General features: G+C 56.7%; 11 protein-coding genes. 5 read left to right on the plus strand and 6 right to left on the minus strand.

Features of this window, described 5'->3' with window-relative positions; all coding sequences use genetic code 11:
- Nucleotides 1-104: 104 nt before the first annotated feature.
- The gene (locus ACR0J7_RS19295; protein ID WP_480915327.1) at nucleotides 105-1,346 is read left to right on the plus strand and encodes an acyl-CoA dehydrogenase family protein; all 1,242 of its coding nucleotides are present in this window, start codon (nucleotides 105-107) and stop codon (nucleotides 1,344-1,346) included.
- A gap of 112 nt (nucleotides 1,347-1,458) precedes the next feature.
- Here ACR0J7_RS19295 and ACR0J7_RS19300 read toward each other — a convergent pair whose 3' ends face one another.
- Nucleotides 1,459-2,691 (minus strand): urate hydroxylase PuuD, encoded by a 1,233-nt coding sequence (locus ACR0J7_RS19300; RefSeq protein WP_480625354.1) that lies wholly within the window; start codon nucleotides 2,689-2,691, stop codon nucleotides 1,459-1,461.
- Nucleotides 2,692-2,824: 133 nt separating this feature from the next.
- Nucleotides 2,825-3,178, minus strand: coding sequence for a hydroxyisourate hydrolase (gene uraH / locus ACR0J7_RS19305; protein WP_480489200.1), 354 nt, complete (start codon nucleotides 3,176-3,178; stop codon nucleotides 2,825-2,827).
- Between the two features lie 147 nt (nucleotides 3,179-3,325).
- Here uraH and puuE point away from each other — a divergent pair, with 147 nt between their 5' ends.
- The 3 genes from puuE to ACR0J7_RS19320 are packed head-to-tail and all read left to right on the plus strand — an operon-like array spanning nucleotide 3,326 to nucleotide 6,701.
- Nucleotides 3,326-4,738, plus strand: coding sequence for an allantoinase PuuE (puuE, locus tag ACR0J7_RS19310; protein ID WP_480489198.1), 1,413 nt, complete (start codon nucleotides 3,326-3,328; stop codon nucleotides 4,736-4,738).
- The gene (locus ACR0J7_RS19315) at nucleotides 4,735-5,220 is read left to right on the plus strand and encodes an ureidoglycolate lyase (RefSeq protein WP_480774441.1); all 486 of its coding nucleotides are present in this window, start codon (nucleotides 4,735-4,737) and stop codon (nucleotides 5,218-5,220) included. Before puuE ends, ACR0J7_RS19315 begins: the two co-directional genes overlap by 4 nt.
- A gap of 56 nt (nucleotides 5,221-5,276) precedes the next feature.
- Complete coding sequence (locus ACR0J7_RS19320) at nucleotides 5,277-6,701, plus strand: uracil-xanthine permease family protein (protein WP_480507713.1); 1,425 nt, start codon at nucleotides 5,277-5,279, stop codon at nucleotides 6,699-6,701.
- 141 nt (nucleotides 6,702-6,842) lie between these two features.
- Here ACR0J7_RS19320 and bhcD read toward each other — a convergent pair whose 3' ends face one another.
- From bhcD to bhcA, 4 genes are all read right to left on the minus strand, one after another.
- Nucleotides 6,843-7,808 carry an iminosuccinate reductase BhcD gene (gene bhcD / locus ACR0J7_RS19325; protein ID WP_480915329.1) on the minus strand — a complete coding sequence of 322 codons (966 nt, stop codon included), beginning with the start codon at nucleotides 7,806-7,808 and terminating at the stop codon, nucleotides 6,843-6,845.
- Nucleotides 7,809-7,921: 113 nt separating this feature from the next.
- Nucleotides 7,922-9,085, minus strand: coding sequence for a 3-hydroxy-D-aspartate aldolase BhcC (bhcC, locus tag ACR0J7_RS19330; RefSeq protein ID WP_267366574.1), 1,164 nt, complete (start codon nucleotides 9,083-9,085; stop codon nucleotides 7,922-7,924).
- Between the two features lie 42 nt (nucleotides 9,086-9,127).
- The gene (bhcB, locus tag ACR0J7_RS19335; RefSeq protein WP_480915332.1) at nucleotides 9,128-10,096 is read right to left on the minus strand and encodes a beta-hydroxyaspartate dehydratase BhcB; all 969 of its coding nucleotides are present in this window, start codon (nucleotides 10,094-10,096) and stop codon (nucleotides 9,128-9,130) included.
- Nucleotides 10,096-11,286: an L-aspartate--glyoxylate aminotransferase BhcA gene (gene bhcA / locus ACR0J7_RS19340; protein ID WP_480901053.1), complete on the minus strand. Its 1,191-nt coding sequence runs from the start codon at nucleotides 11,284-11,286 to the stop codon at nucleotides 10,096-10,098. The genes bhcB and bhcA overlap by 1 nt, the downstream gene beginning before the upstream one ends.
- A gap of 169 nt (nucleotides 11,287-11,455) precedes the next feature.
- On the opposite strand from bhcA, the gene bhcR reads away from it, so the two are divergent.
- Nucleotides 11,456-12,304, plus strand: a complete 849-nt coding sequence (gene bhcR / locus ACR0J7_RS19345) for an HTH-type transcriptional regulator BhcR (protein WP_480539962.1) — start codon at nucleotides 11,456-11,458, stop codon at nucleotides 12,302-12,304.
- Nucleotides 12,305-12,551: the final 247 nt, after the last annotated feature.

Genomic DNA, 12,551 nt, shown 5'->3' on the forward strand with positions numbered 1-12,551 from the left:
TCAAGCGCCGGATTAAACTCACCAGAAGACAGTGCCTTGGCGGCCGTTCTGGCGCGAGCAGAGTTTGAGGACATCACCGCCACAACGCACCGGAAGGAACCGCCATGGATTTTGCCCCATCGCCGCGCGCCACGGAAATGTATGACCGCCTGAAAGCGTTTATGGAGGCGCATATCTACCCGCGCATACGCGATCACAAAGAAGAAATGGCGGCAGGCAGTTTCCCGGTTTCGTTTATGGAAGATCTCAAGGCGTTGGCCCGGGCCGAAGGGTTGTGGAACTTGTTCCTGCCCAGCCTGCGCGACGATGAACCCGGCACCCGGCTGAGCAATCTGGAATACGCGCCGCTGGCCGAACTTATGGGGCAGGTGGTCTGGTCTTCGGAAGTGTTCAATTGCAGTGCGCCGGATACCGGCAATATGGAACTGTTGCACATGTTCGCCACCCCGGAACAGCGCGAGACATGGCTGGTGCCGCTGTTGAACGGTGAAATCCGATCCTCTTTTGCGATGACTGAACCGGATGTGGCCAGTTCGGACGCGACTAATATTACCACTTCGATACGGCGTGAGGGGGATGAATACGTCATCAATGGCCGCAAGTGGTTCATCACAAACGCCTGTCACCCGAACACCAGATTGTTTATCGTCATGGGTAAAACGGATCCCAATGCGGATCGGCACAAACAACAAAGCATGGTCATTGTCCCGAAGGACACGCCCGGTTTTGAGATTGTTCGCAACCCCACCATTCTGAACATGCACGACCCTGAAGGTCATGCCGAGCTGGTCTTCAAGGATGTGCGCCTTCCGGTCAGCAATCTTTTGGGCGAGGAAGGCAGCGGGTTCGCTCTGGCGCAGGCCCGGCTTGGTCCCGGTCGCATCCACCATTGCATGCGTTCGATCGGTGCGGCGGAAATGGCGCTTAACCTGATGGTCGAACGCGCGCAGGAACGGAAAGCGTTTGGCAAGCAGCTTGCAGAACAGGGCGTTATCCGCGAGTGGATCGCCAAATCCCGGCTGGAGATCGAACAGGCGCGGTTGCTGACCCTGAAAGCAGCCTGGAAGATTGATCAGGTGGGCGCCAAAGAAGCGTTCCGAGAGATTTCATTGATCAAGGTGGTGGCACCCAATGTGCATGCTGCTGTCACGGATCGCGCGATGCAGGTCTTTGGGGCGATGGGCATGACCCCGGATACACCGCTGGCCGACAGCTATACCTGGGCACGCGCGTTGCGATACGCGGATGGGCCGGATGAGGTGCATTTGCAGGCGATTGCCAAGCAAGAGTTGAAGTACTCGAATTTTGGCATGTCGGCCCAATGGCTAACCCCGCCATCGCGCTAGGCCGGGGGCGGCATCAGGTCTTGCGCGCTCTGCTTTGTTTGAGCGGCATAAACTGGGTATTTGTCCCGCGGCAGGGGGTAGGAAGCGAAGGACAGGACGTCCTGCGAAAATCCTACTGCCCTCTGACCTCGCGCACCCATGCGATGATGGTTTGGCGCGCTTCCACGTCCATTTGAACCGCTGAAGGCGGTGGCATGGCATGGCTGATCCCGGCCTGCAGGTAAATCTGGTCGGCGTGCCGGGCTACATCGCCCGGCGTTTCCAAATAAACTTTCTTCGGGGCCCATTTCATGGTGCCATAAACCGGCTCGCGGGCATGACACATCGAACAATTGCCCAGAACAGTGTCATAGGCTTCTTCAAACCCAGCAGCCGACGCAAATTTTTCTTCGTAAGGTGTCAATGCCCTTGCTTCGGCGTTCTCCCATGTCTCGCCGGTTCTGACAGAAGACAGCCATGCGATCACGATCATGAGGATGACAGTGACACCCCAGGTCCAGTGCGGCCCTTTCCCGGTTGCGTGCATCGTGTTGAAGTAGTGACGAATGGTCACGCCGGTCAGAAAAATCAGGCTGGCGATGATCCATGAATACTGGGTGCCAAAGGCCAGAGGATAATGGTTCGACAGCATCAGGAACACGACAGGCAAGGTCAGGTAGTTGTTGTGCGTCGAACGCACCTTGGCGATTTTCCCATATTTGGCGTCCGGCGTCCGACCGGCCTTGAGGTCTTCCACCACGATCCGCTGGTTGGGCATGATCTGGAAGAACACATTGGCCGTCATGATGGTTGCGGTGAACGCACCCAGGTGCAAAAGCGCGGCACGACCGGTAAAAATCTGATTGTAACCCCATGACATGGCCACCAGAATCACGAAAAGCAACAGCATTAGCGCGGTGGGTTGCTCACTCAGGCGCGACTTGCACATCTGGTCGTAAAGCAGCCAGCCGATAGTCAGTGACCCGCCTGAAATCAATATCCCCTGCCACAACGCCAGGTCCGCTTTGGTCGGATCAAGCAGGAACAACTCGCCCCCGACCCAATATATGATCATGAGCAAGGCCGCACCCGAAAGCCACGTCGTATAGCTCTGCCATTTGTGCCAGGTCAGGTGCTCGGGCATACGCGCGGGTGCGACAAGATATTTGACGGTGTGATAGAACCCGCCCCCGTGCACCTCCCACTCTTCGCCATAGGCCCCTTCTGGCAAGGCAGGGTTCGGCTTAAGCATCAGGTCGAGCGCGATAAAATAGAATGACGCGCCGATCCACGCCATCGCCGTGATCACATGCAGCCAGCGGACGGAAAAGGCCATCCACTCCCACAAAACAGCCAGGTCATACATGGCGTTGCTCCTACATATCCAAGTTCTTTGGCACTCTAGGCGACAGAGGTTTCATCGGGTATTGCTACGAAAGATCAAGCAGTATCAAAAATAACAATACAATGTCAGTCTACAGGATCACGCGGTGCAACGCTCAGCTGCCGCGATAGGTCGCGTAGCTGAAAGGCGAAAGTAGCAGCGGAACATGATAGTGGGCGTGTTCGGACATCCCGAACCGGATCGGGATCAAGTCCAGAAAACGCGGGCTTTCAGGTGGCACGCCAGTGGTGTCGAGGTATTCGCCCGCATGAAACATCAACTCGTATTCGCCCGTCGAGAACTCGGCCTCGGGAAGAATTTGTTCATTGGTGCGGCCGTCCTCGTTGGTGAGCAGAGTTTTCAGCAACGTGCGGTCTGTTCCGTTGATCCGGAACAACTCGATCTTCATCCCACTGGCAGGGCAGCCCCGCGCCGTATCCAGGACATGTGTTGTAAGGTAACCGGCCATTTGCACCTCTCGCTAAGCATTGCTGTTACTATTGCAATACCTTCGCGGCAGGCAAAGGCAGTCTGTCAAAAGACTGCTTACAGTATTTTTTGAAAAACATAGGTGATTGTTTGGGTTATTCGTCTTTTCAGCAAGAGGGAAATTGATGTGACGCGGTATCCACGAGACATGACCGGCTATGGCCGGCAAGTGCCAAACGCAAACTGGCCAAACGGGGCCAAAATCGCAGTTCAGATTGTCCTGAACTATGAGGAAGGCGGCGAGAACAACGTTTTGCACGGGGATGCCGCATCCGAGGCGTTTCTTTCCGAAATCACCGGTGCGGCCCCTTGGCCGGGGCAAAGGCACTGGAACATGGAATCCATTTACGAATACGGCAGCCGCACAGGGTTCTGGCGGGTGCATCGGCTTTTGCAGGACCTTCCTGTCACGGTTTATGGCGTTGCCACAGCATTAGCCCGTGCACCGGAGCAGGTTGCGGCGATGAAGGCCGCAGGCTGGGAGATTGCCAGCCATGGCCTGAAATGGGTTGAGCACAAGGACATGGACGCGGAAGAAGAACGCGCCCAGATCCGTGAGGCGATCCGGCTTCATACCGAGGTCGTCGGCAAGCCCCCGCGTGGCTGGTACACGGGCCGCTGTTCGATGAACACGGTCGATCTGGCCGCCGCCGAAGGCGAGCTGGCCTATATTGCCGACAGCTATGCCGACGACTTGCCCTATTGGGTCAAGGCCGGTGGCAAGGATCAGTTGATCGTGCCCTACACGATGGATTGCAACGATATGCGGTTTGCAATTCAGGCGGGCTATACCAACGGCGAACAGTTTGAAAGCTATCTCAAGGACAGCTTCGACATGCTTTATGCCGAAGGCCAAGCGGGCGTGCCGAAGATGCTTTCGATCGGACTGCATTGCCGCCTCATCGGCCGCCCTGGTCGCGCCATGGCCCTGAAACGCGCACTCGACCACTTCAAGAAACATGACGGGGTCTGGTTTGCCACCCGCGAACAAATCGCTGATCATTGGGCGCAAATGCATCCGCCAAGTCAACGGCTGACCCCGTCGGAAATGGACCAGCCAACCTTTGTCGCCGAATTTGGCGGCGTGTTCGAACACAGCCCGTGGATTGCCCAAGCGGCCTTTGATCTGGAGCTGGGTCCCACGCATGACAATGCCGCAGGGGTTCACAATGCTCTGGCGCGCGTATTCCGATCTGCCACAGCCGAGCAGCGGCTTGGCGTCCTGACAGCCCACCCGGATCTGGCAGGCAAACTTGCTGCTGCGGGTCGTCTGACCAAGGAAAGCACGGCAGAACAGGCCGGAGCAGGTCTCGACATGCTGACGGATGAAGAGCGTGCGACCTTCACGGCCTTGAACGACACCTACACGACCAAGTTCGGCTTTCCTTTTATCATTGCGGTCAAGGACAACACCAAAGCAACCATTCTGGAGGCTTTTCGCCGTCGGATAGACAGTGATCGAGACACCGAATTCGCCGAGGCCTGCCGTCAGGTCGAACGGATTGCCGAGTTGCGGCTGATCGAGAAATTCGCGCAATGACATCCACGCTGAAACTCCGGCCACTGACCGCCGAGGTCTTTGCACCGTTCGGCGATGTCATCGAAGTGTCTGGCGCGGTGGACAAATACATCAATCAGGGAAAATGCGCGCGATACCATGATCGCGCCCAACTGGATTTCCATGAGGGGCGCGCAGGGATCAGCGTTTTCCAATCCCAGGCCTTCGACCTGCCCATCAAACTTGAAATGGTCGAGCGTCATCCCGACGGCAGCCAGGCCTTTCTACCGCTTTCAGATAAACCCTTTGTCGTTGTCGTAGCGCCCGACAACGCGGGTGTACCGGGTGAGCCGGTTGCATTCATGACCGCGCCCGGACAGGGCGTGAATTATCATCGGAACACCTGGCACGGGGTACTGACACCGCTTCATCCCCCCGGGTTGTTCGCCGTGGTCGACCGAATAGGAAACGGGCCCAACCTTGAGGAATATTGGTTCCAGAACGCCTACACGATCACTGAATAAGGGACATTGCCGGAAGAGGGGCCGGTCCACGTAGTTTTTTTGGGAGGAAAAACGCGATGTCAGATGCAACTTTAGGGACGCCGGAGCAGCTCCGCGACCCGAACTACACCCCGCCAATTCTGAAGGCGGTCCCTTTGGGAATTCAACACGTGCTGGCGATGTTCGTTTCCAACGTCACGCCAGCCATCATCGTTTGCGGTGCGGCGGGTTTCGGGTTTGGTTCAAACAGCCCCGATTTCCCGCAGATGATTTACATGATCCAGATGTCGATGTTCTTTGCGGGCGTTGCGACACTGTTCCAGACCATTGGGCTGGGGCCTGTTGGCGCCCGCCTGCCAATCGTGCAGGGAACGTCGTTTGCCTTTATTCCGATCATGATCCCGTTGGTGGTTGGAAAGGGCGTTGACGCGATTGCTGTATTGATGGGTGGTATAGTCGTAGGCGGCCTGTTTCATGCCAGCCTTGGGTTGTTCATTGGCCGAATTCGCTTTGCGCTTCCGCCCTTGGTTACCGGTCTTGTCGTGACCATGATCGGGCTTGCGCTTGTCAAGGTCGGCGTCCAGTACGCCGCAGGGGGTGTACCCGCCATCGGTACCGAAGAATACGGCTCTGGTCTGAACTGGCTCATGGCCGGAACTGTGATTGTTGTTACGCTGGGCCTGAAGTTTTTCGCCCGCGGTATGTTGTCGGTGTCGGCGGTTCTGATTGGCCTGTTGGTCGGATATGTTGTGGCATTCGCACTGGGTCAGGTAAATTTGGGCAATGTTGGGCGCGCGGCTCCGTTTGCAATGCCGAACCCATTTCACTTCGGTATCGAGTTTTCATTCGCGGCGATCATCGGGTTTTGTGCGATGTCCTTTGTATCGGCTGTAGAAACGGTCGGGGATGTGTCCGGTATCACCAAGGGGGGCGCGGGACGCGAGGCAACCGACAAGGAAATTCAGGGCGCGACTTTTGCCGATGGTCTTGGAACTGCGGTATCAGGCGTCTTTGGGGCCCTGCCGAACACGTCGTTCAGTCAGAACGTTGGCCTGATCGCCATGACCGGTGTCATGAGCCGCACGGTCGTAACCATAGGTGCCCTGTTCCTGATCATATGCGGGCTTATCCCCAAGATCGGCGCGGTGATCTCATCCGTTCCGATCGAGGTTCTGGGCGGTGGTGTGATCGTGATGTTCGGTATGGTGGTTGCAGCCGGTGTCTCGATGCTGTCGGACGTGACGTGGAATCGCCGCAACATGGTGATCTTTGCGATTTCACTCAGCCTTGGTCTGGGCTTGCAGTTAGAGCCCGGCGCTTTACAGCATCTGCCCGGAACTCTCAAAGTTCTGGCGACATCCGGGATCTTGCCTGCTGCGATCATTGCCATTGTCCTGAATCTGGTTCTGCCCGAAGAGCTTTCGGATGAAGCGACGGAAGAGGTGTCCGGTGGAATGGCAGGCCACGGGCTGGGCTCTATCGAACAGGACGATCACGTCTGACCGGTTCGGCCCGGACTTGTAAATGAATAAGCGGCGCACTGAGCGCGCCGCTTTTTGATTTCAGGTCTGGCAGGCTTGCCCATCGCTCACATATGTAACGCGTTACTCGACGCCCGCCTTGGCGACCACAAGGGGATGTCGTCAGAAATCGACCTCAATCGCGATGCCTTTCTGTACGGCCAGCTCGACAACAGATGCAGCAACCGCCAGATCCTGAAGACCGACGCCTGTGCCATCGAACAAGGTGATCTGATCGTCTGATGTTCGGCCCGGATTCGTTCCGTTGATGACCGCACCCAACTGGATCAGGTCACTTTCTCTGATCAGGCCCTGTGCCACGGCGTGTTGCGCCTCGCCAATCGAAATTGACTGTGCGATTTCATCTGTGAATACGGATGCTTTGGCCAACAACGCCGCCTCGACTTCCTGCTTGCCCTTGGTGTCCGTTCCCATGCACGCGATATGCGTTCCGGGGCTCACATGGTTTGCCATCAGCGATGGTGCAAAAGCCGAGGTGATCGAGATTATGACATCCGCCTCGGTCATGCCATCAAGTTCGACCGCTTCAAACGGAACACCGGCTTCATTGGCGACCTTTTCAATGTTCGGCAACATCTCGGGATGGTAGTTCCAGCCAAGGACCTTTTCAAAGGTGTGGGTCTCCAGCGCTGACCGAAGCTGAAAGGTTGCCTGATGCCCGGCCCCGATCATACCGATCACCCGCGCGTCCGCACGGGCAAGGTGCTTGATGGATATAGAAGAGGCCGCCGCAGTGCGCAAGGCCGTCAAAAGGTTGCCGCCAATCATCGCTGACGGTTTTCCGGTGTCAGGGTCAAAAAGAAAAACAGTGGACTGGTGATTGATCAATCCGCGCTTTTCCAGGTTATTTGGCCAATACCCGCCGGCCTTCAGGCCCAGTGTCAGCCCGGCGCGGTCAAACCCGCCTTTAAAGCCGTACAGGGCGTCCTCATGTCCGATGGCTTCGCGCACGACAGGAAAGTTATAGGCGTCCCCTGCAGCCATGGAGGCAAAGACCTGTTCGACGGCTTCAAAGGCCGCGTCGCGGGTCATGAGGTTGGCGATTTCGCGCTCGGGTACGATCAGCATGTCATTCTCCACTTGGAATTCGTGCGCCCGTGCGATTCACCGACAAAAGCGGGCGCGCACGGGCGACTGTCCGGCCATGTTTGGCCGGCGGTTTGTTCTTTGAGCATTCAAGCTCAGTACGCGCGGCCGCGGGCTGACACCGGCCAAACGCATTCGACCTTGCCATTCCGGACGCCCACATACCAATCGTGCACGTTTGCAGTTGGGTCACAGTGCCCTGGCACCAGTTTCAGCTTGTCATTGACCTTGAGCGCCCCGCTCGGATCCATCACGACGCCATGTTCATCCGAGCATTTGATGTATTCGACATCGTCACGCCCGAAAACAACAGGCAGACCGCTATCCACCGACTGCGCCTTCAGACCCGCATCGACAATCGCCTTGTCCGCCTTGGCATGGCTCATGACGCTGGTCAGGATGAAGAATGCGTTCTCCCACTCGCCCTGGTCGATCCGGTTGCCGTTCTCATCCAGGATGCGACCGTAATCGGCATCCATGAACGCATAAGACCCGCATTGCAGCTCATTATACACGCCCGAGTTGGATTCGAAGTAGTAAGACCCCGTACCGCCGCCCGAAACCAGCTCACACTCGATACCCTCGGCTTTAAGGCCGTCTACCGCGTCTTTGACCATCGCGATGGCGGTATCCAGTTTTTCCTTGCGTGCCTCATAGCTGTCGAGGTGTTGCATGGCGCCCTGATAGGCCTGAATTCCGCTGAATTTCAAGTTGTCTGCAGCCTCAACCGCCTTGGCGATTTCAATCACTTCGGGCGTCGTTGTGACCCCGCACCGCCCTGCGCCGCAATCGATTTCCACGAAGACTTCCAGCTGTGTTCCATGCCGGACTGCCGCCGCCGAAAGGTCGGCGACATTTTCCAGATCGTCGACACACACGATAATGCGGCTGCCCAGCTTTGGCAGGCGTGCGAGGCGGTCAATTTTGGCCGGGTCACGCACCTGGTTCGAAACCAGAACGTCCTTGATCCCACCACGAACGAAAACTTCGGCCTCGGAAACTTTCTGGCAGCAGACACCAACGGCACCACCGATTTTTTCTTGCAGCTTGGCCACGTCAACCGACTTGTGCATTTTACCATGCACGCGGTGACGCATCCCGTGCGCCTTGGCATAATCGCCCATCTTCCTGATGTTGCGTTCAAGCGCGTCGAGATCCAAAATCAGGCTGGGTGTCTGGATATCTGCTTCGTCCATGCCGGGCTTGGCCGGAATATCGTAACCTACTTCGAACTGGTCGAGAGTGCTCATATCTTTCATCTCCGTAATCCTATACCGGGATAGTTTTTTGTTGGGGTGTATTCAGACATTCATCCAGGGCAGCCGGTCCAGATCGACATTGCCACCTGTAACAATCACTCCGACACGCTTGCCCTTGAAGGCGTCCGGGTTTTTGAGAACCGTGGCCAGCGGAACGGCCGAAGATGGCTCCATCACAATCCGCAGGTGCTTCCATGTCAGTTTCATCGCATCGATGATCTCTTGCTCGGAGGCTGTGTAAATCTCTGAGACGTGGTTTGAAATGAAATGCCAGGTGAGATCCTTCAGCGGCACCAGCAACCCGTCAGCAATCGTCTTTGGCGCATCATCCGCGATGATATGACCGGCCTTGAAGCTGCGATAGGCGTCGTCTGCCTGTTCAGGTTCTGCCGCTATGATTGCTGTTTCTGGGGCCAGATTGGACAGGGTCAAACAGGTTCCGGATACCATGCCACCGCCGCCGATTGGCGCGACGACTGCGTCCAGACCGTCGGTCTGCTCGATAAACTCGCGCGAACAGGTGCCTTGGCCGGCGATGACCCGAGGATCGTTGTAGGGGTGAACAAAGTCACCGCCCGTAGCCGCCTGAACCTCGGCAAATGTCGCTTCGCGCGACGAGGTGGAAGGTTCGCATTCTGTAATCTTCCCTCCATAACGGCGGACCGTGTCCTTCTTTGCTTGCGGCGCTGTCCGCGGCATGACCACGTTGCAGGGAATGCCCCGTTTCATCGCCGCATAAGACAGGCACGAGGCGTGATTGCCCGAAGAATGGGTGGCGACACCTTTTTCGGCCTGTTTCTCATCCAGCCCAAAAACCGCATTGGTGGCACCTCGTACCTTGAAAGCGCCCGGTTCCTGAAAGTTTTCGCATTTGAAGAACAGCTGCGCGCCTGACAGTTCGTTGAGAAAGACCGAGGTTCGCACCGGGGTGCGGCGGATATGGGGTTTGATCCGGTCATGTGCCGCAAGCATGTCTTCATAGGTTGGGATATACATTGTGCAATCCTTCATCATGCCGCGTTCTTCTGAACGGAACCGGGATGGCCACGATAGTATTCCTGTGCGGCAGCAACTCCGGACCCCAGGTCGATGTTCAGGCCCAGGTCAACCATGCACATCTCAGCAGTGGCGATCCCGGACAGAGCCATGACATCCGTCAGGCTGCCCAGATGCCCGATCCGGAACACCTTGCCCGCGACCTCACCAAGGCCCACGCCAAAGGCAACGCCGTATTTTTCAGCTGCGTGCGTGACAATATCCGTCGCGTTGAAGCCGTTCGGCGTGCGGATTGCGCTTACGGTATCGGAATAGACCGCCGGGCTGCTGGCACAAAGCTCCAGCCCCCACGCCCCCACAGCGGCACGGACCCCTTCGGCAATCCGGTGGTGTCGGGCGAAAACGTTCTCCAGACCTTCACTCAACAGCATAGCGCAGGCTTGATTGAGGCCATTCATCAACCCCACAGCGGGTGTATAGGGGTAAGCATTGTTGGTGTATCCCTTGGTCATGTCCCGGACGTCAAAGAATGTGCGGGGCAGGGTGCCGGTTTTGGTTGCTTCCATCGCTTTCTGGCTGAAACCGACGATGGCAAGGCCAGCGGGCAACATGAAACCCTTCTGCGACCCGGTAACGGCAACATCCACGCCCCATTCATCAAACCGGAAATCCATCGACGCGATGGATGAGACGCCATCAACAAAAAGCAGCGCCGGGTGTTGCGCAGCAGTCAGCGCCTTGCGCACGGCAGCGATATCCGACTTCACGCCAGTTGCCGTCTCATTATGCGTGGCTAGAACCGCCTTGATCTCATGGTTTTTGTCGGCGGCAAGGATTTCTTCGTACCGGTCAGCCGGCAGCCCATCGCCCCACGGGGTTTCGACGATCTCAACATTCAGCCCATGGCGTTGGCACATATCGATCCAGCGATGGCTGAACATGCCGTTACGGGCCACCAGAACCTTGTCACCTGCGGACAGCGTATTGGTCAGGGCGGTTTCCCAGCCCCCGGTGCCGGTCGACGGGAAAATGAAGACTTCGGCACTGTCGCTTTTCAGAATTTTCCGAACGCCCGCGCGCGCAGGATGCAGGATTTGCCCGAACAATGGCGAACGGTGGTCGATCGTGGGCATATCGCACGCCTTGCGCAGGCTTTCCGGGATGTTCGTCGGGCCAGGGATGAAAACGGGGTTTTGAAAGCTCATGGATGGTCTCCTTGCGTCCTTGCCTGCACAATAGGTTCCAGCCGCCTGATTGGAAATTTTTTTGAAAACGCATTTCAAAATTTGTATAATGAGATTTAACTTATAGTTGTCAGTGGGTTATATTTTTCATGCTGTGAAATAGTCTTTCATAAATGATCAGAGGGTTTTTATGGAATCGCAAGACAATGACCCGAAGCTCCGTCGCAAGGCCCGCGGAAGACCGCGGGGGTGGGATGACAAAACCGCGCAGAATACGATCAAATCACTGGATCGGGCGATGGAGGTTTTCGAGTATCTGAGCCAGGCCCAAGGCAAAGCTCTTACTGAACTTTCAGATGAAATGCGCCAGGCACCGGCCACCGTTTATCGCATCCTCGTGACGTTGCAGGGCAGGGGCCTGGTCGAGTTCGACCATGAAGAACAGGTTTGGCACATTGGCCCGCAGGCGTTTGTGATCGGCTCGCGGTTTCTGCGCCGTACCAGTCTTGTGGAACGGGCAAGGCCGATCATGCGCAAGCTGATGGAAACCACGAGCGAGACCGCCAATTTGGGCATTGAGAAAGAAGGTCTGGTGCTGTTCCTGAGCCAGGTTGAAACACATGAAAGCATCCGGGCGTTTTTTCCCCCCGGCACATTGTCACCCATGCACGCGTCGGGCATCGGAAAAGCGTTATTGGCCCACATGGACGAAGACAGATTGAACCGAAGGTTGGCCGCCGCGAATTTACAGGCTTTTACGGATCAGTCGATTACCAGCCCCGAGGCGTTGAAGAAAGATCTTGCAGCTATCAGATTGCGGGGTTTTTCCGTGGACAACGAAGAAAAGACTACAGGTATGCGATGCATTGCAGCACCCGTTTTCGATATGAACAGAGAGGCGGTCGCAGGGCTTTCCGTGTCCGGGCCAACCAGCCGCGTCGGAGCAACCGAAATCGAACGGCTGAGCCGCCCGGTGATGGAAGCCGCGCGCCGGTTGACGCTGGCTATTGGTGGGACAGTGGTGTCTCCGCAACCCTAAGGTTTTGCCGCCAAATTGCGGCGAATGCTGACCCCGGATCCGTCTGCCGCGCCACAACACCAACGCGCGGAGATGTGCCTCGCAAACAAAAACTGAAACGCGATTCAGATGTACCCATCTCCGGTCACCCGATTTTCAGCACCCTCTCACTACTGAGCGACTTTTTGTTTGTGTTTATTGAACTGTTGGTCGAAGAGGTTTTTGAAGGGTCCGTTTTTCTGCATGAGTTGGTCGAGGTTTCCCTGTT

It is taken from the genome of Ruegeria sp. O4 (assembly GCF_056535125.1).